Raw genomic sequence first — 23,740 nt, forward strand, 5'->3', positions numbered from 1 at the left:
TTGCCGTTTGAGCCTTGTTCATCATTTATCTAATATGAGCGCGTACAACTTAAAGTGGAGTGAATTGCTTATTTAACGTCGAATGACTTGTGCTTAAATGTGGTCGAGATAGCTTAAAGCATCTAGCTTAAAGTGTCTTGATATCGGCAAATTCGCCTTTGCAAAGCAGGGCTAAGTCTGTGGCCGCTAAGCTTATCTCTAAACCGCGTTTGCCCGCGCTGACATAAATCCTGTCGAAGCCTTGAGCGCTGGCATCAATCAAGGTTGGCAATTGTTTCTTTTGCGCTAAGGGACTAATACCGCCAACCAGATAGCCTGAGGATTTTTGTGCTAGGTCGGCATCGGCCATTTGTAGTTTCTTTTGTCTTAAGCATTTAGCTACGGCTTTTAGATTAAGCTGATGATCGACGGGCACGAGCGCAACGGCAATCGGCGCATGGGCTTTGTCGATGGCAACTAAAAGGGTTTTAAATACTTGCGCGGGTTCAAGCCCTAGGGTGTTAGCGGCTTCTTCGCCGTAGGCGGCGCAGTGTGGATCGTGGCTGTACTCTAAGATATCAAACGCAATCTTGGCTTTTTTCGCCAATCTGACGGCCGGGGTCATTTTATACTCCATCACAAAATGGAGGATATTAGCGCTTAATCTTGGCTTAAAATGTTAGCCAGCTCTTTTAATTGGCTCATTGCCATGAGCTAACATTATTTAAGGCTGTTACTCAACGATTATTCCGCTAGCTTTGTGCTTATCTTGTTTTTACGCTCTAAATAACGGGGCAGAAGTTGCTGCAACATCATCCCCGATAAAATAAAGGCTAGGCCGAGATAGGTCGCCATCGCAATCGTTTCTTGCAAAATCCACGCGATAAAACCAATCGACATCACAGGAGATAAAAACACCATAGTGCTGATGTTCGCAGTGCGAGTGGCGGTTTTCAGCGCCATTAACCAGAGCACAAAGGTAATGCCCATTTCAAACAAGCCCACATACATACCTGCAAATATCGCCTTAAGACTAAAACTGGGCAGGGTATCTGTCAGCACTAAGGTGACGGCAACAAAAGGTAAGCCGATAAGAAAACTCAATAATAAACTCACCACAGGATCGCCTTGATCTTTAGTGTTGACGATCCAATATAGGCACCAGAGTAAGGTGCTGGTGAGAGCAAGGCCGATACCGAGCGGGCTATCAAAACTAAAGCCGCTGATATCGCCGCCGGTGGCAATAATAAACACACCAGTGTAGGCAATCAGCGCCGCTGCAATGTCGCTTTTACGCAAATGTTGCTTTAACAAAGGCGCGGCCAGTAACGGCAGTAATACCGCCCAAGTGTAATTAAGTGACAAAGCTTGCTGCGCTGGCAGTAAGGAATACGCTTTAAATAACACGACATAGTAAAGGAAGGGATTGATGAGTCCAGTCACCAGATAAAACATGGGGCGGCGTAAAAACTGTTGCTTGAGTAAGGAAAGCTTTTTTTGCCAAGCAAGGATTCCGGCAAGGGCAATAATCGAAGTGAGTACGGCAACAAACACCAGTTGCAGCGGTGTGTAGTAACTCAAGGCAATCTTAAAGGCCGTGGCCACTGTAGACCAGAGAAAGACCGCCGCCATGCCATACACGTACGCTAAATTCGAAGACTTCACTCTGCTACCTTACTAGGATAAACATCCGCCAAATGTGGGCAGATTGAATAACAGCTTTGGTTGATAAGCAAGACTATTTTATGTGATTGGATATTTTATCCCGCTGTAGATGCGAGAAAGATAAATCAGAAAATTTTTTTGTTCGCCCTTGTAATTAAATTCCCTGTCCCAATATAGGTATCAAGGCAGAGAAGGTGGCCAACGATGGACTTGATATTTAAACCGTCTAGCCCCATATCAAAACCAACTAAACAAATTTAGATTGAATGAAATTTTTCGGAGGACCTCATGGGTAAAATTATTGGTATCGACTTAGGCACAACAAACTCTTGTGTAGCTGTCCTCGATGGTGGCAAAGCACGTGTGTTAGAAAACGCTGAAGGCGATCGCACAACCCCGTCAATCATCGCTTATACAGATGATGAAACCATTGTCGGTTCGCCAGCAAAACGTCAAGCTGTGACTAACCCGACTAACACATTCTTCGCGATTAAGCGTTTGATTGGTCGTCGCTTTAAAGATGACGAAGTCCAACGTGACGTGAACATCATGCCATTCAAAATCATTGCAGCCGACAACGGTGATGCATGGGTTGAATCGCGTGGCAACAAGATGGCTCCACCACAAGTTTCTGCAGAAATCTTGAAAAAGATGAAAAAAACCGCAGAAGACTTTTTAGGTGAAGAAGTAACAGAAGCGGTTATTACTGTTCCTGCTTACTTTAACGATTCACAACGTCAAGCGACTAAAGATGCGGGTCGTATCGCAGGTCTTGATGTTAAACGTATTATCAACGAACCAACGGCTGCAGCATTAGCCTACGGTATCGATAAGAAACAAGGCGACAACATTGTTGCAGTATACGATTTAGGTGGTGGTACATTCGATATCTCTATCATCGAAATCGACAGCAACGATGGCGACCAAACATTTGAAGTGTTGGCAACCAACGGTGACACCCACTTAGGTGGTGAAGACTTTGACAACCGTTTGATCAACTACTTAGCTGACGAATTCAAGAAAGAGCAAGGCTTAGATCTGCGTAAAGATCCATTAGCAATGCAACGTCTGAAAGAGGCAGCAGAAAAAGCGAAAATTGAACTTTCAAGCACCAACCACACTGAAGTGAACCTGCCATACATCACGGCAGACGCAACAGGTCCTAAGCATTTAGTGATTAAAATCACTCGTGCTAAATTGGAATCACTGGTTGAAGACTTGATTATCCGTACATTAGAGCCACTAAAAGTTGCCCTGGCTGATGCAGATTTATCTGTAACAGACATCAACGAAGTGATTCTAGTGGGTGGTCAAACACGTATGCCTAAGGTTCAAGAAGCAGTGACAAACTTCTTCGGCAAAGAACCTCGTAAAGACGTGAACCCAGACGAAGCGGTAGCCGTAGGTGCTGCAATTCAAGCGGGCGTTCTGTCAGGCGACGTGAAAGACGTATTACTGTTAGACGTAACACCACTGTCTCTGGGTATCGAAACCATGGGCAGCGTGATGACTAAGTTGATTGAAAAGAACACCACTATTCCTACTAAGGCGCAGCAAGTGTTCTCAACAGCCGATGACAACCAAAACGCAGTGACGATTCACGTACTGCAAGGTGAGCGTAAGCAAGCGAGCGCGAACAAGTCATTAGGCCAGTTCAACTTAGACGGTATTGAGCCAGCTCCACGTGGCCAGCCACAAATTGAAGTGATGTTCGACATCGATGCCGACGGTATTCTGCATGTGTCTGCGACAGACAAGAAAACCGGCAAGAAACAAAACATTACCATCAAAGCTTCTTCTGGCTTAAGCGAAGAAGAAGTGGCGCAAATGGTACGTGATGCCGAAGCTCACGCAGATGAAGACAAGAAGTTTGAAGAGTTAGTGCAAGCACGCAACCAAGCTGACGGCTTAGTCCACGCGACTAAGAAACAAGTGGAAGAAGCGGGTGATGCATTGCCAAGCGAAGATAAAGAGAAAATCCAAGCTGCTATGGCCGCTGTTGACACTGCCAGCAAAGGCAATGACAAAGAAGCCATTGAAAAGGCAACTCAAAACTTGATCGAAGCATCTGCTAAGCTGATGGAAATCGCTCAAGCTAAGTCTCAAGCTCAAGGCGGCGACAATGCCGACGCGGGCAAACAGGCTAACGCTGCTGCCGATGACGTTGTCGATGCTGAATTCGAAGAAGTGAAAGACGACAAGAAATAATGACTTGTTTTCAATCAAATAGATTGATTTCAAAGCGTTAATTTCTAGGCGGGCGTTACGGGGCAACCCTAACGCCCGTTTGTTCAACACCAGCTGAGAAGCATGAGATTATGTCAAAGCGAGATTATTACGAAGTATTAGGTGTCAGTCGTGACACCAGCGAACGTGAAATTAAAAAGGCCTACAAACGTCTGGCCATGAAATTTCACCCAGATCGCAACCCAGGCGACAAAACCGCAGAAGCTAACTTTAAAGAAATTAAAGAAGCCTACGAGATCCTAACCGACGCCGACAAAAAAGCGGCCTATGACCAATTTGGTCATGCGGGTGTGGATCCTAATCGCGGTGGCGGTGGTTACGGTGGTGGTCAAGGCGATTTCGGTGATATTTTCGGTGATGTCTTTGGCGATATTTTCGGCGGTGGACGTCGTGGTGGCGGTCAACGCCAAGCGGCCCGCGGCTCAGATTTACGTTACAACCTAGAATTATCACTGGAAGAAGCCGTTAAAGGCTTAACCAAAGAACTGCGTATCCCAACACTGGCGACTTGCGATCTATGTGAAGGCAGCGGCGCTAAAAAAGGCACCTCTGCAACCACTTGTGGCACCTGTCATGGTCAAGGCCAAGTCCAAATGCGCCAAGGTTTCTTTGCGGTGCAACAGCCTTGTCCAACCTGTCATGGCCGCGGCAAGATCATCAAAGATCCTTGCACTAAGTGTCATGGCGATGGCCGTGTTGAAAAGAGCAAAACCTTATCGGTTAAGATCCCAGCCGGCGTTGATACGGGCGACCGTATTCGTTTAGCGGGTGAAGGCGAAGCGGGTGAATTTGGCGCGCCTCCAGGGGATTTATACGTTCAGGTCAGCGTGCGTGAGCATGCGATTTTCGTCCGTGATGGCAACAACCTTTACTGCGAAGTGCCGATATCCTTCAGTAAAGCAGCCCTAGGCGGTGAGATTGAAGTGCCAACACTGGATGGTAAAGTCAGCCTGAAGATCCCAGCCGAAACGCAAACGGGCCGTATGTTCCGTTTACGTGGCAAAGGCGTCAAGTCGGTTCGCAGCCATGCGGTAGGCGACTTGCTCTGCAAAGTGGTTATGGAAACCCCAGTTAACTTAAACGATCGTCAAAAAGAACTGTTACGCGAATTTGAAGCCACCTTAACAGGTGAGTCGAAAAAACACAGCCCAAAGGCTGAGGGCTTTTTCGATGGCGTGAAAAAGTTCTTTCAAGATCTGAATAGCTAACTTGGTCTAGTGGCGCAGAGGTTAGCTGCGCACTAGAAGAAAAAAGCCCTGCAATGGTTAACCTTGCAGGGCTTTTTTATATTCGGATTTATGCCCAAATATTAAAGTGTTTAAAGTTGAAGCAGCCTGCGGTGGTGTTTCACCAATTAGCAGCTTAATTGTCCTGTGTCGTACTTCGGAGTTGAATTCGGAATCAAGCAGTTGCTATAAAACAAAATGACTATGATCGTAAATAGCGTTACTATAATGAAAAGTAACACTTAATATGCACCGTAACTGCTAATGAGAGAGTAATTATGGATTCAATAACTGGAGAATATGGACAAATCAGAAAACCCTTAATTTACTATAAGGGAAATCTCGTAGCATTGAATATATCTGAAGAGTCTGAGTCATATTTTGGCGGTAACTTACCATTAATATCTAACTTTCCCGAGACAGCAAAGTTACATCTTTTGTTCACATTAAACAGAGATATATTAGATTTATTCGACAACATCCAGTTTTCTAGCATAGCATTAATTTATCCGTTTATGCATGATGGTGGTTCAATCAAATATCAAATAAGATATGACGGAAGTATCAAGATACAATCAGTCCATCCCCGAGAAGCTGAAAATGATTGGCCCTATGAAAATTACCCAACCTCCTTTTTAAAAGTGAAATTTGCACACGAACAAATCCTAAAAATGGATTTTAATGATTTCAAAAATCTACTTCCACAAGGCCAATTCACTAACAATAGTGAAGAAATAATAATAGTCATTCCTCCTCAAGCTGGTTATGAAGTTTCTCTTTGGGGCGATGATGGTGATGCAGAAAATGTTTTATGTGTTTTTAGAATCTGCCCTAAAACTGGTAATGTATATGCAGACAATCAATGCAGCTAACAAAAGCAGACCACGGACTTGCAAACCTATTAATTTAATTGTTCACTAAATAATAAAACTTGTACCAAATTTAAATGTAACCACTACTCTCTTCATGATAACGCCCAGAAGATCAGACGGGCATCCACAGTAATTGCGTGGTAGTTAATCTCCAGCTTTGCTTAAGCATTGAACAAGGAGGTTTGTATGCCGTGCCATTGAAATGATTGGACAGGCAGGAAATGTTATTGAGACACTCATTATTAAATTTTAGAAAGATGGAGTGTTAGTTCTTTTTTTAATACGAATAAGTAACACTGAAACTTCAGGAGTTCATATTCCCTGCGAAGTTGTCTAAATACGGAGTAAAAATGCCGTGGCGACATCATGGATGATGGTGCAGGCTCGGGGGCACATGGATGTGCCATCTGAGCCGTTAGGCGATTTTTATTGGAGTATGAGACAGGTAATTAATGCATGTAACTTCGCTAGGGTGAGTGCTGCGTAGCAGCGTTTCGAACGAGAGCCTGGGATGGCGAACTGGCAGTTAGACATGGACGTTGTTCGCCGGGGGATTTCCAAAAGGAGAACAAGCGCTTTTCCCCTTTTGGTCGGGTGTGGGGTGAAGCCCCACGACTTTGATGTAGATTTTGATTTAAAAATCCAAACGAAGTTTGGAAATTGGGTATGCGTGAGCCATCAATTATGATCAATGGCTCCTTTGAGATGTGTACTGGCCTAATCCATCATTTTTGCGTCACATTCCGGTACGCTTGTCACAGGTGTCAACGTTTTGAGGAGTACAAAACGTAACAGGTGTGTAGATTGTTTCTTCATACTTTTGTTTTGTGACAATTTTATAAAGCGTCAAAATTGCTTGTCTTCCCATTTCATATGGATTTTGACCCACATTGACATGAGCAAGACCATCTTTCAGCATCGTTAACTGCTCTGGAGATGTATCGGTAATAATAATGACGATTTCTTTGTTATTAATTTTTTCTTGGTATGGAGCAATCATTTCACGATAGAGCGCATCATTATTTTGCGCCCAACCACCAACTGCGATAAAAGAGTCTGCTTTCACAGGCTTACCTTTCATTACGGACTCCATTTGTTTAACAGCTTGACTAAGCTGATCAAAGTTAAACAAAGGTTCTCTAACTTCTGTCCAGCCTAAATCGCCATCGAGTAATTCGCCAGGAGGAGCATCGTATTTTTTTCCTGATAAGGCGGAGCGTACACCCATAAGTCTTAAATTCAGATTGGGAGAATCTGGCCGCCCAGAATGCATTATTAACGTTCCGCCATTTGGCCGTAGTTTTTTTAACTGTTCACCCAATGACTTACCCAGTTCAAAATTGTCTGTGCCTATATAAGCTAGGCGTAAATTCTTAGGTTCTTCTTTGATAGAAGCATCAAAATCAGAGTCATAGGTAACAACCGGAATTCCGGCTTCTTTGGCTCTTTTTAGGCTATTTTCAACGAGGTATTTAGATTGCGTAACAGCTACAGCGATACCATCGATACCTTCATCAATCAGTTGATTTATTACCTGATCTTGCAATCTAACACTGCTAATTTCAGGTCCTCGATATATACATTCTACGCCTTCTATTTGAGCCGCTGCATCTATACAGCCATTTTTGCTTTGATCAAAAAAACACTATAAAATTTAGGCACAACAGCAAATTTCAGCTCTTTTCCATAGGCAGAGGATATTGGTAATTGACTTAATACAATGAGTAACAAAAATAATCTCACCACACTTCCTCCAAAAATAATCAGACAGCAACTTAACGCTTTACAATCGAATGTAGCAAAGGAATAGATTTAAAGATATGAGATACACCTGTGTTATTGGACATTATTGTTCTGAATCAATAATTCACAATACAATGGCGAACAGGCAGTTAGACATGAACGTTGTTTGGCAAGTGAGATCCAAGAAAGATATAATGAGCAGTCCTCCTTGGTCGATTTCTTAATAAAAAATCAGGGGAGAAGTCCTACGACGTTGATTTTGATTTGGATTTAAAAATCCAAACGAAGTTTGGAAATGGGGTATGCGTGAGCCATCAATGATGATCAATGGCTCTTTTGAGAGGTTACTCTTCTGTATCAGTAAATGCGGCTTTGGCTTTCTCTAACTCTTGCTCGGTTTTCAGCTGAAACGCTTGTTGCTTTTTAAGTTTGGCTTCTTCTTCAAGTGCGGCTTCTCTTTGTTTAAATTCGTGTCTCTCTGGTTTAGTCAGAAACTTAAACGCGAGCTTGTTGCCCAGCACGTAGGCGACCACGTCTTCGCCTTTTGTGCGGCGTTCATCGACGCGTTGTGAAAAACGGGCGTTATCGCGGGCTTTACGTTCTTCGGCATTTAACTTACTCATAATCTTTTCTCCTCATTTAGTTAATCACGGTAGTGTTCCACTACGTTCAGTTAAACAAATGAGTTGTGTTGCACATTCATAAAGCTGATTGGGTGGGATTCTACCATAAGCGCTCACGAAAGCTGTGGGATTAAAATCTACCATCCCATCACCTGCGTTAACTTTGCGCACATAAGAAAGATGCAGCTGGAGTCTCTTTTTAGATAAACCACGAACGCCGAAGCGACAGGAATTCACCTATTCCTGCGAACTGGCCGTTAGACATGAACCTTGTCGGCAGGGGAGATCCAAGAGGGGATTGCAGTTGATTCTCTTTAGGTCGGCTATTGATTTGACCTTTGGTTTAGAAATTCAAACAAAGTTTCAAACTAGACTTTCTTAGTGGCGTAACGCAAATGCCGTAACTGTATTGTTGCAAACCGTACCGTTGTAAAGAGTACCGTTGCAAACTGTGCCAAGGCTTGCGTAAAAGCCGAAACAACATTGGTATTCAAAGGCAACTCTCAGTAAACTTTCGCTCCCATGTTTTGATCCGGTGCTGTGATGACCTTTCCCGAGCTTTCTTCTTCCCCTGAGTCGTTAACTTTTGCTGAGCTTGGCATAAATTCGGCGTTACTTAAGGCCTTGCCTGCAAGTCTTAAACATCCGACAAAGGTGCAGCAATTGGCGATTCCGGCCATTCTTGCAGGACGGGATTTGTTAGCCTTAGCACAAACCGGTAGCGGGAAAACCTTAGCCTTTGGTTTGCCACTCCTACAACAAATTTTGTTGCAACAGCAAACACAGTTGCAGGGCGCTAAGTCTGTACAGCCTCCAAATGCACTGGCGTTAGTGCTGGTGCCAACACGGGAATTAGCGCTGCAAGTGACTGAGGCGCTGCAAACAGTGGCGAGTCAGTTATCGACTTCGTTGAACATTCAGCTTCTGTGTGGTGGAGTCGCGCTGGAAGACCAATTAGCCGAACTTGCAGCCAAGCCGCAGGTATTAGTGGCAACCCCTGGGCGTTTACTGGATTTATGTAAACAGTCCCACGTCAGCCTCGATTCGATAAAACATCTTGTGCTGGATGAGGCTGACCGTCTGTTGGAAATGGGGTTTTGGCCCGATGTGCAAAAGCTGATGGCGTTTATGCCTAAGCTTAAGCAAACCTTGTTATTTTCCGCCACGTTGCCCGAGGCTTTGGATACATTAGCGGGCAAGTTACTGGTGAATAAGCCGCTACGGGTCGAAGCCCACAAGGTGAATTCAGTGGCTGGTGAAATCGAAGAGCAACTCTATTTAGTCAACAAGGGCAGCAAAGCACAGGCATTGATTGCGCTGTTAAAACAGTATCAATGGCCGCAGGTGTTGGTGTTTATCAGCGCCCGCGATGATGCCGATGCCGTCGCTAAAAGGCTCGCCAAAGCGGGGATGAAAGTTGCCGCGCTGCACGGTGAAAAAGAGCAGACCGTTCGCAGCCAAACCTTGGCCGACTTTAAAGCCAATCGGATCCAAGTATTAGTGGCGACAGATTTGATGGCGCGTGGCATTCATGTTGATGCCTTGCCTGTGGTCATCAATTTGGATTTGCCCATGAGTGCGCCTGTGTACGTGCACCGCATTGGCCGCACCGCGCGCGCTGGCGAAAAAGGGCTGGCGATTTCCCTCGTGTGCCACGGTGAAATGGCAACTTTAACGGCGATCCGCAGTTTAACTGCGCGGGAGTTACCGCTGGCATTATTGGCTGACTTTCCGGTAACGGATAAGCCGAGTGAAAAAATCACTGATGGCGCCACTGAGGGAAAAGCTGAGCGTAAGCGACCACCACGGGATAAACAGGCGAATCGCCGTAGCATCAATAAGCACAGCGCTAAAGAGTTTAAAGGTAAGCGCTGAGTTTAAAGCTATTCATAGCGTTCAAGCTTGGCGTGCCTCAATCACTAAACTGATAACAGAATAAAGCGCATTAGCCGCTGTTATCACTTTCGCTCTGGGTGTAACTTAGTGACTTATTTACATTAAGGAGCTAAGTCATGGGATCGACATTGGCGTTAAGCAAAGCACTTCATAAAGTGGTGAATAACGGTTTAACGACCGAGCACTTTGTACTTAGGCCATTCCAGCGAGCGGATCTTGAGGCTTTTACCGCCTATCGAGCCGACCCTAAGGTCGCCAAATATCAAAGCTGGACGGATTACAGCTATAGCGATGCACTCGCGTTGTTCGAGAAGATGGATTATGCACAATTTGGTGCGGTTGATACTTGGTTTCAGCTTGCGATTGTTACTGGCGCGTCGGGAACTACACCAACCCAATTAGTTGGCGATCTGGCGCTGCACTTTATTGATGAGCAGCAGGCGGAAATTGGCTTTACGATTGCGCCTGAGCATCAAGGTAAACATATTGCTTTTGAGGCCGTCAGCGCATTGCTGGATTACCTCTTTATTGAATTGCATAAGCATAGAGTTATTGCCATCACCGATGCACAAAATCTTGCCTGCTGTCGCTTACTCGAAAAACTCCGCTTTAGGTGCGAAGCCCATTATGTGAAAAACATCTTCTTTAAAGGCGCGTGGGGCGATGAGTTCCTTTATGCCTTGTTAAAGGAGGAGTATTAATTCCATTTAGGTGCAAAGTATCGCTAACGCGCGCCGCCAGTGTTTCTCTATTTGGCTTATCTTGTCTATCTCAGTAAAATCTTTCCATTAGTTGAGCCCCTGTTGGCTCAAAGATCTTCACGCCCGTCATGGGATTTAAGGAGTGCCACATGAAATCAATGCATTTAGGCTTAGTGGGGATGGCGGTCGCGCTCGGATTATCGGCCTGTGCGACCACGCAATCGCCAACGGGGCGAGGGCAGACCTTGTTGTATTCAGCGGCGCAAATGCAGCAGATGGGCGATTCCTCCTTCGAGGAAATGAAAAAACAGCAAAAAGTGAGTAGTGATAAAAAGCTGACGCAATACGTCAATTGTGTCGCTAATCGTATTACTGCAGTGCTGCCGGACCAAACCCAGCGCTGGGATGTGGTTTTGTTTGACTCTGAACAAGTTAACGCTTTTGCTCTGCCGGGTGGGCATATTGGGGTTTATACCGGATTGCTTAAGGTCGCTAAGGGACCTGATCAGCTTGCTACTGTGCTCGGTCACGAAGTCGCGCATGTGTTGGCGCAGCACGGTAATGAGCAGGTTTCCCGTGGACAGTTAACGGGCGTTGGAATGCAGATTGCCGATGCGGCGCTAGGGGCGAGTGGTGTGTCGAATCGCGACTTATATATGTCGGCATTGGGACTCGGTGCTCAGGTGGGGGTTATTCTGCCTTTTGGCCGCGCACAAGAGAGCGAAGCCGATATTATGGGCGTAGAGCTAATGGCTCGAGCGGGTTTCAATCCGGCTCAGAGTGTTGAGTTATGGCAGAATATGTCGAAGGTGGGCGGTAGCCAAGGGCCGGAGTTATTATCGACCCATCCATCGAACAGTAATCGCATTGCTCAGCTACAACAATTGCAAGCACAGATGCAGCCACTTTATGCCAGTGCTAAAGCGCAGGTGAAGAATCAATGTGTGGCGCCGAAATAAGCTGAAGTCTATTTAAGATCTAAGTGCCCGTTTGGTGAGTGTTCGCTGTCGTTTGTGGAGAGATACGTGTCCTTAACCTATTTATGCTTTTGGATAAATACGCAATAAGTGTGTAAAAAAGCCTTCTTAGTTAAATAAGCAGTCAGTTTATCAGCATAGCTCGCTGAACTATGGTAAACTGGCGCGCAAAATTCCACTGATAATTGAGAGTCGTTAATTATGTCTGATAAATTCAGTACTGTTGAACAGCAAGCAAGCTACGGTGTAGGCCGTCAAATGGGTGAGCAACTGGCCGCCAATTCTTTTGATGGCGTGGATATTCCAGCCGTTCAAGCGGGTTTAGCCGATGCGTTTGCCGGTTTGGAAAGTGCTGTGTCTATGCAAGATCTGCAAGTTGCTTTCACTGAAATTAGCGGTCGTATTCAAGCTGCTCAAGAGCAAGCTGCTGCTGCTGCGTCTGCTGAAGGCGATGCCTTCTTAGCTGAAAATGCTAAGCGTGATGGCGTGACTGTGACTGACTCTGGTCTGCAGTTCGAAGTATTAGTCCAAGGTGACGGTGCTACTCCAACTTACGAAGATACTGTTCGTACTCACTACCATGGTTCTTTCATCAATGGTGATGTGTTCGACAGCTCTGTAGTTCGTGGCCAACCTGCTGAGTTCCCAGTTTCTGGCGTTATCGCTGGCTGGACTGAAGCACTGCAACTGATGCCAGTAGGCACTAAGTTGAAATTATTTGTGCCACATCACTTAGCTTACGGTGAGCGCGGCGCGGGGGCATCGATTCCTCCTTATTCAACTTTGGTATTCGAAGTTGAATTATTAGATATCATCTAATATTGAAAAAACGCCTAAGCCTGTCTTAGGCGTTTTCTTATGGAATACAAAGAAAGATTGAGGAGATTGAAATGAGTGGACAAGTGAGAGTGGCAATCGTCGGTGCCGGTGGTCGTATGGGACGCACTCTTATTGAAGCGGCCTACAATCACGACCATATTTTACTGGGTGCTGCCATTGAGCGTGCAGGCTCAAGTTTAGTAGGTGTGGATGCGGGTGAGTTAGCTGGTGTGGGTAAATTAAACGTCATGATCATGGATTCGCTCGATTATGCGACCGATGATTTTGATGTGTTGATCGATTTCACCGCGCCAGACGCCAGTATTGTCCACTTAGATTGGTGTGTTCGCCATAAGAAAGCCATGGTGATTGGCACAACGGGTTTCAATCATGCTCAAAAAGAACAGATCAATGCCTTTGCCGAGCAAACGCCGGTCGTAATGGCGCCGAATATGTCTGTGGGTGTCAATTTGATGTGGAAATTACTCGAACTGGCTGCCGAAGTCATGGGTGATTACACGGATATCGAAATTATCGAAGGTCACCACAGACATAAAAAAGATGCGCCGTCGGGCACAGCCCTGAAAATGGGTGAAGTGATTGCTAAGACCTTAGGTCGCGATCTTGAGAAATGTGCCGTATATGGCCGCGAAGGGATCACGGGTGAACGTGACCGTGAAACTATCGGTTTTGCGACCATTCGTGCCGGTGATCTCGTTGGTGAACATACGGCCATGTTTGCCGATATCGGTGAGCGTTTAGAGATCACCCATAAAGCTTCGAGTCGTATGACCTTTGCTAATGGTGCTATGCGTGCTGCTCACTGGCTCGTGGAGCAAAAGCCGGGCTTGTATGATATGCAGCAGGTTTTAGGTTTGCATTAATATTAAAAACGCCGATATGGCGTTTTTTTTTGCACCCAGTTACCAGTGGGTGGACGGTTTCGCGTTTTTACTGTAAACTCGCTGGAATTTGTCAAAATTTCGTAAATTAGCGGAAATTGGTATCTTAACATAACATAAAAACATTATATTTCAGTGGCTTGGCTCTTTATGGAGGTCGCGTTGACAAAGTCTGCCTTACTCGTACTCGAAGATGGAACTGTATTCTCTGGCACAGCAATTGGTGCCGATGGTCTCTCTGTTGGTGAAGTTGTTTTTAACACTTCCATGACAGGATACCAAGAAATTTTAACTGATCCATCCTACTCACGCCAGATTGTAACATTAACCTACCCACACATAGGCAACACTGGTACCAATGATGAAGATATTGAATCCGATGGGGTTCACGCTTGTGGTCTTATCATTCGTGATCTTCCGCTCATCGCAAGTAGTTTCCGTAATCAACAAAGCTTAAGTGATTATCTCAAAGCGAACAATGTCGTTGGCATAGCAGATATCGATACCCGCAAGTTAACTCGTATTCTCCGTGAAAAAGGTGCTCAAGCCGGTTGTATTATGGCAGGTGCAGACTTAGACGAAGCAAAAGCGCTCGCCGCTGCCAAAGCTTTCCCCGGTTTAAAAGGCATGGATCTCGCTAAAGAAGTCACGACTAAAACTGCCTATCCATGGCGTAAAGGTAGCTGGCGTTTAGTGGGCGGCTTACCAGAAGATACGCCAGCAAATGAGCTTAAATACAAAGTAGTAGCCTACGACTACGGCGTTAAGCAAAACATTCTGCGCATGTTAGTGGACCGCGGTTGCGACGTCACAGTTGTGCCAGCTAAAACTTCAGCTGCCGAAGTGTTAGCGATGAATCCCGATGGTGTGTTCCTTTCGAACGGCCCTGGCGATCCAGAGCCATGCGATTACGCGATTGAAGCGATTCAACACATTCTGAAAACCGACACGCCGATTTTCGGTATCTGTTTAGGTCATCAGCTACTCGCGCTGGCCTCAGGTGCAAAAACCTTGAAGATGAAGTTTGGTCACCACGGTGCAAACCACCCAGTGAGCAATATCGAGAAAGGTAACGTGATGATCACCAGCCAAAACCACGGTTTTGCTGCCGATGAAACGACCTTACCCGCCAACATTAAGGTGACGCATAAGTCGCTGTTTGATGGTTCACTCCAAGGTATCCATCTCACGGACAAGCCCGCGTTCAGCTTCCAAGGTCACCCTGAAGCGAGCCCTGGCCCGAACGATGCCGCCCCGCTGTTCGATCACTTTATCGAGCTAATCGACATATACCGTCAGAACGCCAAGTAGTACGCTAGCTAGGAGAAGAGAGAAGCAATGCCAAAACGTACAGATATAAAGAGTATTCTTATCCTAGGCGCCGGCCCAATCGTGATTGGTCAGGCATGTGAATTTGACTATTCTGGCGCACAAGCGTGTAAAGCGCTGCGTGAAGAAGGCTACCGTGTCATTCTGGTGAACTCTAACCCTGCCACCATTATGACTGATCCAGAAATGGCCGATGCCACTTATATCGAGCCGATTCACTGGGAAGTGGTCCGTAACATTATTGCTAAAGAACGCCCAGATGCGATTCTGCCAACCATGGGCGGCCAAACCGCACTGAACTGCGCATTAGAACTTGAAGCCAAAGGCGTACTGAAAGAATTTAACGTCGAGATGATTGGCGCGACTGCCGATGCTATCGATAAAGCTGAAGACCGTAGCCGCTTTGATAAAGCGATGAAAAGTATTGGTCTTGATTGTCCACGCGCGGGCATTGCCCACAATATGGACGAAGCTTATGGCGTACTTGATCAAGTGGGTTTCCCTTGTATTATCCGCCCATCCTTTACTATGGGTGGCTCGGGTGGCGGTATCGCTTACAACAGGGAAGAGTTCGAAGAGATCTGTTCACAGGGCTTAGAGTTATCGCCAACGAGTGAACTGCTGATCGACGAATCACTGATCGGTTGGAAAGAATACGAGATGGAAGTGGTCCGCGATCGCAACGATAACTGCATTATCGTCTGCGCCATCGAAAACTTCGATCCTATGGGCGTGCACACGGGCGACTCTATTACAGTTGCACCCGCGCAAACCCTGACTGATAAAGAATACCAAATCATGCGTAACGCCTCTATGGCCGTACTGCGTGAGATTGGTGTTGAGACCGGCGGTTCGAACGTACAGTTTGGTATCAACCCGAAAGATGGCCGTATGGTTATCATCGAGATGAACCCACGTGTATCGCGCTCTTCAGCATTAGCATCAAAAGCAACGGGTTTCCCGATTGCGAAAATCGCTGCTAAGTTAGCAGTTGGTTTCACTCTTGATGAGCTGATGAACGACATCACTGGCGGTCGCACGCCAGCGTCATTCGAGCCTGCTATCGATTACGTTGTGACTAAAGTGCCACGCTTTAACTTTGAAAAGTTTGCCGGTGCGAATGATCGCTTAACAACCCAGATGAAGTCTGTGGGTGAAGTGATGGCGATTGGCCGTACTTTCCAAGAGTCACTACAAAAAGCCTTACGTGGTTTAGAGGTTAGCCGTAACGGTCTAGATCCTGTCACAGATATGTCTAAACCTGAGGCGATGTCGCGTATTCGCCACGAGCTGAAAGAGCCTGGTTGCGACCGTATTTGGTACATAGCCGATGCGATGCGTGCGGGGCTGAGCTTAGATGAAATCTTTAAACTGACCAATATCGACCCTTGGTTCCTCGTGCAAATCGAAGAGCTGGTTCAGCTCGAAGGTGTTGTCGCTGAAGCGGGTCTGGCGGGTCTGGATATCGACTTACTGCGTAAGCTGAAACGTAAAGGTTTTGCCGATGCGCGTTTGGCCGATGTATTAGGCGTGAACGAAGCCGAAGTGCGTAAGCTGCGTGATAAGTTCGACCTGCACCCAGTCTATAAGCGTGTGGATACCTGTGCGGCTGAGTTTGCAACAGACACGGCTTACATGTACTCAACGTATGAAGAAGAATGTGAAGCTAACCCATCGACCCGTGACAAAATCATGGTGTTAGGTGGCGGGCCAAACCGTATCGGTCAAGGTATTGAGTTCGATTATTGCTGTGTGCACGCGGCGTTAGCGCTACGTGAAGACGGTTATGAAACCATCATGGTGAACTGTAACCCTGAAACCGTTTCAACCGACTACGACACTTCAGACCGTCTGTACTTCGAACCCGTCACACTGGAAGACGTATTAGAAATCGTCCGTATCGAGAAGCCAAAGGGCGTTATCGTGCAGTACGGTGGTCAAACGCCATTGAAATTGGCCCGTGCCTTAGAAGCCGCTGGCGTACCTGTGATTGGTACTAGCCCAGATGCCATCGACCGCGCCGAAGACCGTGAGCGTTTCCAGCAAGCGATTCAACGCTTAGAGATGAAGCAGCCTGAAAACGATACCGTGACTACGGTTGAAGGTGCTGTGATTGCCGCTGAGCGTATCGGTTATCCGTTAGTTGTGCGTCCATCCTACGTACTGGGCGGCCGCGCGATGGAAATCGTCTACGACAAGCAAGATTTGCTGCGTTACTTCAACGAAGCCGTGAGCGTATCGAATGCATCGCCAGTACTGCTCGATCGCTTCTTAGATGATGCGATTGAAGTGGATATCGATGCAGTATGTGACGGCGAAATCGTGGTGATTGGCGCGATTATGGAGCATATCGAACAAGCGGGTGTTCACTCAGGTGACTCAGGTTGTTCGCTGCCGCCATACACGCTAAGCCAAGAAATCCAAGATCGCATGCGCGTTCAAGTCGGTAAGTTGGCGATGGAACTCGGTGTTGTCGGCCTGATGAACGTACAGTTCGCCGTGAAAGATAACGAAATCTATATGATTGAAGTTAACCCACGTGCTGCCCGTACTGTGCCATTCGTGTCCAAAGCGACTGGTGTGCCTTTAGCTAAGATCGCCGCGCGTGTGATGGCGGGTCAAAGCTTAACGTCGCAAAACTTCACTAAAGAAGTGATCCCACCTTTCTACTCAGTGAAAGAAGTGGTGTTGCCCTTTAATAAGTTCCCAGGTGTTGACCCACTGTTAGGCCCAGAAATGCGCTCTACCGGTGAAGTCATGGGCGTGGGCGATACGTTCGCCGAAGCCTATGCTAAGGCGCAGTTAGGTGCGACTTCTGAGGTGCCTAAGTCGGGTCGTGCATTATTGTCTGTGCGTAACAGCGATAAGAAACGCGTTGCCGATTTAGCGGCTAAGTTAATTGAGCTCGGTTATCAAATCGATGCGACTCATGGTACTGCGGTTATCCTAGGCGAAGCGGGTATCAACCCACGCTTAGTGAACAAGGTACACGAAGGGCGTCCACACATTCTCGATCGCATCAAGAATGGTGAATACACTTATATCGTGAACACTACCGAAGGTCGCCAAGCGATTGAAGATTCTCGTCAATTGCGCCGCGGTGCACTGCGTTACAAAGTTAACTACACGACGACCATGAATGCTGCATTCGCCACTTGTATGGCCCATGCCGCCGATGACCGTACTAACGTGACGTCAGTACAAGAACTGCATCTGCGCGTACTGGCTAAATAAGCCACAGCGTTAATGCCGTTAATTAGAGGGCCGCATAACTTAGGTTATGCGGCCTTATTATTTAGGCCTGTGTCTGTTCTATTGAATTATTGGGTCTATTTTATTTAACCTGTTTTATTGAGTTGTGCCGTTTGATTTGAGTATGACTTAACTCATTTTATTTCCCATTTAGGTAGCCTGAAAAATTATGCCTGCGCCAGCCGATAGCCTTGCCAAAGTCGATACTTTTATTGCGCCGCCTTGCCTCGGGCAAATACGCGTGCTTTATCAAGATAACGATATTCTACTGATTGATAAGCCGAGCGGATTATTGAGTTTGTCGGGGAAGAATCCGCTGAATCTCGACTCAGTGCATTATCGTTTAGTGCAGGATTTTCCGACGGCCACTTTGTTGCACAGACTCGATTTTGGCACTTCGGGCATCATGCTGGTGGCGCTGAATAAAAGCGTGAATGGTTTGCTGACCAAGCAGTTTCAGGCGCGCACGGTTGAAAAGCGTTATACCGCCTTGCTCCACGGGCATTTAGCCGCTGACAGCGGGGTGATTAATCTGCCGATTGCTAAAGATAGTGACTATTTCCCGCTACAAAAGATTTGCCATAGCACAGGCAAAGTTGCGATCAGTGAATATCAGGTGCTGGAACGATTAACCGAACCTTTCGCCACGCGGGTCGAATTTACCCCTGTTTCTGGTCGCACTCATCAACTGCGGATCCACAGTCAGCAATTGGGTCACTCAATACTGGGGTGCGATCTCTACGGCGGCGTGGGTGAGTGCGTGACTGATAAGGCTGATGCAAATGAAGCTGATATCACTAATACGACGAGCAGCAGATTAATGCTGCATGCGACCCGCTTAGCGTTTAATCATCCTATCACGGGTGAGCGTATCGGCTGGGTTTGTGAGTGTCCTTTTTAAGCGCTTTTAAAAGAGCAATAGAGTTTAGCTCTCAGCACTCATCACTTAGCACGTAGAATTTAGAGCAATGGGTTTAGTTGCTAAACCCGATACGTTCGGTTTGCATGGGCGGCGCATCGTTGGGGAGCCAAGTACGGTAAATCGTTGCGAAGGTGCCATCTGCTTTTATCGCTTCTAGGCTGTTTTTCCACTGTTCGATCACATCATTGGGCGTGCCTTGTGAGAAGGCAATGTAAAGATGATTAGCACTAATCGTGAAGAGCGACTCTACATCATCAATGCTCGCGCCTGCATCCGACAGAATACTCGGCGCGGTGAGATTGGCATTACACCAAAGATCGACACGTTGCTTCATCAATTGTTTTGCACTCAATAAGGGTTCGGATGAGGCCGCAACATTCGTAAATCCCAGTTCGAGCAATAGGCGTTCTTCCACCGAGGCACGATAGACACCAATTGCCTTAGCCGTCTTTGCATCATTTATAGTGGTTATTTTTATACCGCTATTTTTTAAGGCATAAAAATTAGTCGTGCCGACAGCAACAGGCCCAATCATAGTAAACATTTGCTCCCTTTCTGCTGTGCGCGTCATAGTAAACAACACAGTGTTAGGTTGCTCGGTCAGCATTTTCCAGCCGCGAGCCCAAGGTACGACCTTGATTGGATCTGGGTTCTTTATGCGCTTTTGAATTTCTTGTACTACCTGTACAGCTAAACCATCGGGTTTGCCATCGACAGAAAAGCTGATTGGTGACCATTCTTCGGTATAGATGTTGAGCGGCTGCGCGCGAAGAGAAACTGCGCTGCTAAGGGTGAGTGATAACAATAAACTTGTGACTAATTTCATTAATAACCCTAAAAATTAGAATGTTATAATTGAGTCTCACTGCTTGCTCTTGAAACGATTAAAGATGAAGGCTGTGTTTAAATCAAGTATAGCTAGGGGTTCATTTTCTAAGATTAAATTTACTATACCGTTTTAACGATAAAAAAGAGCGCGAGTATTGCGCTCTTAGGCAGGCTGATTTATGGGCGATAGCTTATCTTTCTGTGCTTATATATCACGCTCGATATACATCTCGCATAAGGTTATCAATGCAATGCACAACACGCATACTGGCGTCTTCCATTGAGTGCAGTTGTTTGACCATCTCAGGCAAATTACCTTTTTGTCTCGCATTGAGCGCCGCTTTTCCTGCCTCGTGTACCGCTTTATGTGGTGCATCTAATGCTTTGAAATTACTTAAATGCTGATAATTCTCGGCACCAAATCCTTTGAAATACCATTGCCCTAGGCGGCACTCAGTGTGTGAGTTCACATTGTGGTTATGCTGTGGTTTTTCAATTAATTGATAAACGCTACTTTTCCAGACTGCGTGGTCGAGCTTAGTGGTATTCAAGAATGACGCTGTGGCTGCGTTATGGATAACGTGCTGCATTTGTTTTGAGCGTTGCAGGACATCTTCAACGACTTGACCAATTTGGGTTGAGGAGGTGGCTACATCAACGGCACTACTTTGATTATTATGAACAATTTCTTTAATCTCAGCCGCTTGCGCGACGATTTGTTTCACGAGTTTTTCAATATGGCTACTGGCTTCATGGGCTTTGCTTGCAAGCTGGCGCACTTCATCGGCCACCACGGCAAACCCCCGTCCCGCTTCGCCTGCACGGGCGGCTTCAATGGCGGCGTTCAATGCCAGCAAGTTTGTTTGTTCTGAAATTCCTTGAATAGCCGCGACAAATTGATTGATTGAAGAGGTCGTAGCATCGAGTTCTGTGACAGCTTTCATGCTGTTCGATGCTTGATCATTAATATAAGTTGCTCTAGTGCCTAAATTGGCAATGGCCACACGGGTTTGATCAAAAACGTGATTGAGTTCAGACAGTGATTCTTTTTCCGCAGAGAGTAATTCGGCACTGCTGGCTAAGCCTTCGCGCACGGCATTAAGCATATCTCCGCCTAGGTTTTGGCAGGTGATCACTTCAGTGTAGTGGTCTGCATTTTGGCGCGACTGTTGCTGCATAGTCTCATTTTCACGGATCATGCCACGCAGTTCATCTATTTCATTTTGGTGTTGGCGTTCTAGTTGGATGAGTCGCTCTTTTAGCGCCTGGTTTTCAGCTTTGAGCTGGGAATTAAACCACATATAAAACCTCTCAAGTCGCTAGGACTATCACTATTGCTTATCGACTTACTGTGACTGGGCTCAGCGGTAAATACTGCAATGTTAATAAAAAGTAAAACGATTCAGGTATGGAAATATTAACTGATCTTTAAGCTTTATTCTTAATTTTTTTAAGGTTATTGAAGCTTTTATGCTTTGTCATAAATGGGTTAGTACTATCGAATGATAAGTGAACCACGCTAAGGTTAACTTAGCTTGGTTCACTTTGAGGTCTTAGGTCTTAGGCCTATGGCATAGGTAAGTCGAGCACCACTGTGGCTATGCTGAAATACACGAGTACACCTATGATATCGGCGATGGAGGTGATGAGTGGCGCACTCGCGGCTGCAGGGTCCATCTTTAACTTGCTCAGCAAGAAAGGCAGAGACATACCAATCAAGCTGCCAATAATCACCACAATTTGCATTGTGAGTGCCACAACCAGCGCGATTTCAGGTCCGCCGCGCCAAAATCCGAGCAAGGACACTGCCGCTGCCATGCTGGCTCCTAATAATCCGGCGACAAATAACTCGCGCCCTAGCATAGATAACCAATCTTTGAGAACCACTTCCCCTGTGGCTAAGCCGCGTACCATTAAGGTCGCCGATTGTGAGCCCGCATTGCCGCCGCTATCGATCAGTAGCGGCAGGAAGAAGACTAAAGAGACATAACTGGCAATGGTGTCTTCGAAGAAGGCGATCCCCGCTCCCGAGAAAATATTACCAAAAACCAAGATTACCAGCCAAACCACGCGCTTACGGTAAAGTAAGCCTATGCTGGCAGTCTTGAGGTTATGGTCAATATTGCCGATGGCCGCAGTTTTTGTGAACTCAAGATCCGCCTGTGAGCTGGCGATATCCATAGCATCATCATAGGTGACGATACCGACGAGCTGGCCTTTGCCATTGACTACTGGCAGCGCCATTAAGTCGTAATGGGCGATCATCTGCACCGCTTCTTCGCGAAAGGCATTGGCATCGAGCGCGACGGGATCGGGTTTCATAAAGTCGACCACTCGCTCGTGCGGCTGCGCGAGCAATAACTGCCTTAATGATACAGTTCCTATTAAGCGGCCTAACATATCCACCACATAGGTTTGATAAATTGTTTCTTTATCAGCCGCTTCAGTACGCAGAGTATCAATTGCTTCTGCCGCAGTATGGCGGCTATTCAGTAATGTGTAATCCGAGGTCATGACTGCGCCGACTTTAGCTTTATCATAGGCGGCGAGGGTGCGCATATCTTCCCGTTTGGCCAATGCGAGCGCAGGTAAAATCGCCGCTTGCTGGGTTTCATCGAGCAGATTATAGAGGTCGGCACGTTCATCTGCAGCCATGTGAACCAGTAGCGCAGATAGCGTGGTTTTATCTAATTGCTGTACTAAGCTGGCTTGCAATTCATCGGTCAGGTAGCGAAACAAATTGGCGCAAACCTTAGGTGAGGCCAGTTGCAATAATAGGACTTGTTGAGCTTGATTAAAGACGTTAAATACGGCTGCAATATCGGCAGGGTGGCGTTTTTTGGCTAATTCAGCCATGGCGCTGGCACTGCGTTGCTCGATAATCATTTGCAGGTTATGGATGATTTTTTTAGTGTTGTTTGTGCTGTTATTCATGTTCATAGTTCATTCTCTCAACGATCTAGTGACCAAAGTAAAAGGTGATGTCTGCGCCAAGTTGCAGCGCGTTGCCACGAAGGGCATTGCCTAAGCTCAATTCCAGCTGTAGCTGTTGTTGTGATGTGTGTTGATAGGCGAACTGATAGGCAGTCTCGCTCAATTCTTTTTGATAAATCTCGGCTATCACGCGATGGTGACTACTGAGTTCATACGCTGCCGCGATACCCACAAGTAATTGGGTTGATTGATTAAATTCATGGGTAAAACCTAAATTGGCATAGAGACTGACATCAGAATCGCCTAAGGTTTTGCCAAAAATGCCGAAGACTTCGGTGGCTAATTCGTTACTGGCATCGAGGTTTTTCTGCAAGTTGATTACCAGTGCGCTGTGCCAATTATCCTGTTGCTGCTCTGAATCTGAGAGGGAGTTTAAGTTGAGCGGCAGCTTAATGCCGACTTCAGCTTGCTCCCCACGATTATCGTCATTGGCATTGGACGCTAATCCTAAATGCCATTCCCATTGATTGCGGCTGCAAGTCGTGGCCGCGTTTAATTGTGGACGAGCATGATCCGACCTAGGTTGTTGCCAGCCCATTTCTAATTCACAGCGCTCTGCGAGGGCAGGATCATCCACTTCGAGATGGGATGCCGCCGCACTCATGCTGTAGTACAAGCTGATACTTGCGCAGGATAAAGATCGCAAAATTGATGTGTTGTTTATGTAAGCCATATTTAGGCTCCTCAGATGTAAACCCATAGATGTAAATCCATAGGGAAAACGAAGTCCACTGAGGCAAAAAACTTGCTTTGAGATGCAATAAA

18 protein-coding genes and 1 pseudogene are annotated in these 23,740 nt (G+C 46.4%); 11 read left to right on the plus strand and 8 right to left on the minus strand.

Annotated elements, in window-relative coordinates:
• Nucleotides 1-127: 127 nt before the first annotated feature.
• The gene (ybaK, locus tag L5L97_RS16330) at nucleotides 128-604 is read right to left on the minus strand and encodes a Cys-tRNA(Pro) deacylase (protein WP_263182854.1); all 477 of its coding nucleotides are present in this window, start codon (nucleotides 602-604) and stop codon (nucleotides 128-130) included.
• Between the two features lie 119 nt (nucleotides 605-723).
• Nucleotides 724-1,644 (minus strand): DMT family transporter, encoded by a 921-nt coding sequence (locus L5L97_RS16335; RefSeq protein WP_263182856.1) that lies wholly within the window; start codon nucleotides 1,642-1,644, stop codon nucleotides 724-726.
• Between the two features lie 288 nt (nucleotides 1,645-1,932).
• Here L5L97_RS16335 and dnaK point away from each other — a divergent pair, with 288 nt between their 5' ends.
• The 3 genes from dnaK (at nucleotide 1,933) to L5L97_RS16350 (ending at nucleotide 5,989) form a co-directional block, all read left to right on the plus strand.
• The gene (gene dnaK / locus L5L97_RS16340) at nucleotides 1,933-3,852 is read left to right on the plus strand and encodes a molecular chaperone DnaK (RefSeq protein WP_105251655.1); all 1,920 of its coding nucleotides are present in this window, start codon (nucleotides 1,933-1,935) and stop codon (nucleotides 3,850-3,852) included.
• Nucleotides 3,853-3,962: 110 nt separating this feature from the next.
• Complete coding sequence (gene dnaJ, locus L5L97_RS16345) at nucleotides 3,963-5,099, plus strand: molecular chaperone DnaJ (RefSeq protein WP_113941183.1); 1,137 nt, start codon at nucleotides 3,963-3,965, stop codon at nucleotides 5,097-5,099.
• A gap of 296 nt (nucleotides 5,100-5,395) precedes the next feature.
• Nucleotides 5,396-5,989 carry a hypothetical protein gene (locus L5L97_RS16350; RefSeq protein ID WP_113941184.1) on the plus strand — a complete coding sequence of 198 codons (594 nt, stop codon included), beginning with the start codon at nucleotides 5,396-5,398 and terminating at the stop codon, nucleotides 5,987-5,989.
• 736 nt (nucleotides 5,990-6,725) lie between these two features.
• On the opposite strand, the pseudogene L5L97_RS16355 reads toward L5L97_RS16350, so the two are convergent.
• Both L5L97_RS16355 and L5L97_RS16360 read right to left on the minus strand, forming a co-directional pair.
• Nucleotides 6,726-7,735 (minus strand): annotated as a pseudogene (locus L5L97_RS16355) (sugar-binding protein).
• 341 nt (nucleotides 7,736-8,076) lie between these two features.
• Nucleotides 8,077-8,355, minus strand: coding sequence for a DNA polymerase III subunit epsilon (locus tag L5L97_RS16360; RefSeq protein ID WP_263182857.1), 279 nt, complete (start codon nucleotides 8,353-8,355; stop codon nucleotides 8,077-8,079).
• 543 nt (nucleotides 8,356-8,898) lie between these two features.
• Between L5L97_RS16360 and L5L97_RS16365 the strand changes: the two genes are divergently transcribed.
• From L5L97_RS16365 to L5L97_RS16400, 8 genes are all read left to right on the plus strand, one after another.
• Nucleotides 8,899-10,230: a DEAD/DEAH box helicase gene (locus L5L97_RS16365; protein WP_263182858.1), complete on the plus strand. Its 1,332-nt coding sequence runs from the start codon at nucleotides 8,899-8,901 to the stop codon at nucleotides 10,228-10,230.
• A 137-nt stretch (nucleotides 10,231-10,367) separates the two neighbouring features.
• Nucleotides 10,368-10,952, plus strand: a complete 585-nt coding sequence (locus tag L5L97_RS16370; protein ID WP_263182859.1) for a GNAT family N-acetyltransferase — start codon at nucleotides 10,368-10,370, stop codon at nucleotides 10,950-10,952.
• A 149-nt stretch (nucleotides 10,953-11,101) separates the two neighbouring features.
• Entirely contained in the window at nucleotides 11,102-11,911 is an 810-nt protein-coding gene (locus L5L97_RS16375) for a M48 family metallopeptidase (RefSeq protein WP_263182861.1), read from the plus strand.
• A 219-nt stretch (nucleotides 11,912-12,130) separates the two neighbouring features.
• On the plus strand, nucleotides 12,131-12,748 hold the full coding sequence (locus tag L5L97_RS16380; protein WP_006083907.1) for an FKBP-type peptidyl-prolyl cis-trans isomerase: 618 nt from the start codon (nucleotides 12,131-12,133) through the stop codon (nucleotides 12,746-12,748).
• Between the two features lie 71 nt (nucleotides 12,749-12,819).
• Nucleotides 12,820-13,632 (plus strand): 4-hydroxy-tetrahydrodipicolinate reductase, encoded by an 813-nt coding sequence (gene dapB / locus L5L97_RS16385; RefSeq protein ID WP_105251661.1) that lies wholly within the window; start codon nucleotides 12,820-12,822, stop codon nucleotides 13,630-13,632.
• Between the two features lie 168 nt (nucleotides 13,633-13,800).
• Nucleotides 13,801-14,961, plus strand: coding sequence for a glutamine-hydrolyzing carbamoyl-phosphate synthase small subunit (gene carA, locus L5L97_RS16390; protein ID WP_263140018.1), 1,161 nt, complete (start codon nucleotides 13,801-13,803; stop codon nucleotides 14,959-14,961).
• 27 nt (nucleotides 14,962-14,988) lie between these two features.
• Nucleotides 14,989-18,213 (plus strand): carbamoyl-phosphate synthase large subunit, encoded by a 3,225-nt coding sequence (gene carB / locus L5L97_RS16395; RefSeq protein ID WP_105251663.1) that lies wholly within the window; start codon nucleotides 14,989-14,991, stop codon nucleotides 18,211-18,213.
• Nucleotides 18,214-18,400: 187 nt separating this feature from the next.
• Nucleotides 18,401-19,132 (plus strand): RluA family pseudouridine synthase, encoded by a 732-nt coding sequence (locus tag L5L97_RS16400; RefSeq protein WP_263182862.1) that lies wholly within the window; start codon nucleotides 18,401-18,403, stop codon nucleotides 19,130-19,132.
• A 73-nt stretch (nucleotides 19,133-19,205) separates the two neighbouring features.
• Here the strand turns inward: L5L97_RS16400 and L5L97_RS16405 are convergent, their stop codons facing one another.
• The 4 genes from L5L97_RS16405 to L5L97_RS16420 form a co-directional block, all read right to left on the minus strand.
• Nucleotides 19,206-19,979: a substrate-binding periplasmic protein gene (locus L5L97_RS16405; RefSeq protein WP_263182863.1), complete on the minus strand. Its 774-nt coding sequence runs from the start codon at nucleotides 19,977-19,979 to the stop codon at nucleotides 19,206-19,208.
• A 214-nt stretch (nucleotides 19,980-20,193) separates the two neighbouring features.
• Nucleotides 20,194-21,282 carry a methyl-accepting chemotaxis protein gene (locus L5L97_RS16410; protein ID WP_263182864.1) on the minus strand — a complete coding sequence of 363 codons (1,089 nt, stop codon included), beginning with the start codon at nucleotides 21,280-21,282 and terminating at the stop codon, nucleotides 20,194-20,196.
• A 265-nt stretch (nucleotides 21,283-21,547) separates the two neighbouring features.
• A complete protein-coding gene (gene mgtE / locus L5L97_RS16415) occupies nucleotides 21,548-22,921 on the minus strand; it encodes a magnesium transporter (RefSeq protein WP_263182866.1) in 1,374 nt (457 codons plus the stop codon).
• A 19-nt stretch (nucleotides 22,922-22,940) separates the two neighbouring features.
• Entirely contained in the window at nucleotides 22,941-23,648 is a 708-nt protein-coding gene (locus L5L97_RS16420; RefSeq protein ID WP_263182867.1) for a hypothetical protein, read from the minus strand.
• Nucleotides 23,649-23,740: the final 92 nt, after the last annotated feature.

The sequence above is a fragment of the Shewanella sp. SM71 genome (genome assembly GCF_025653905.1).
In the GTDB taxonomy this organism is placed as follows: Bacteria; Pseudomonadota; Gammaproteobacteria; order Enterobacterales; family Shewanellaceae; genus Shewanella; species Shewanella oncorhynchi.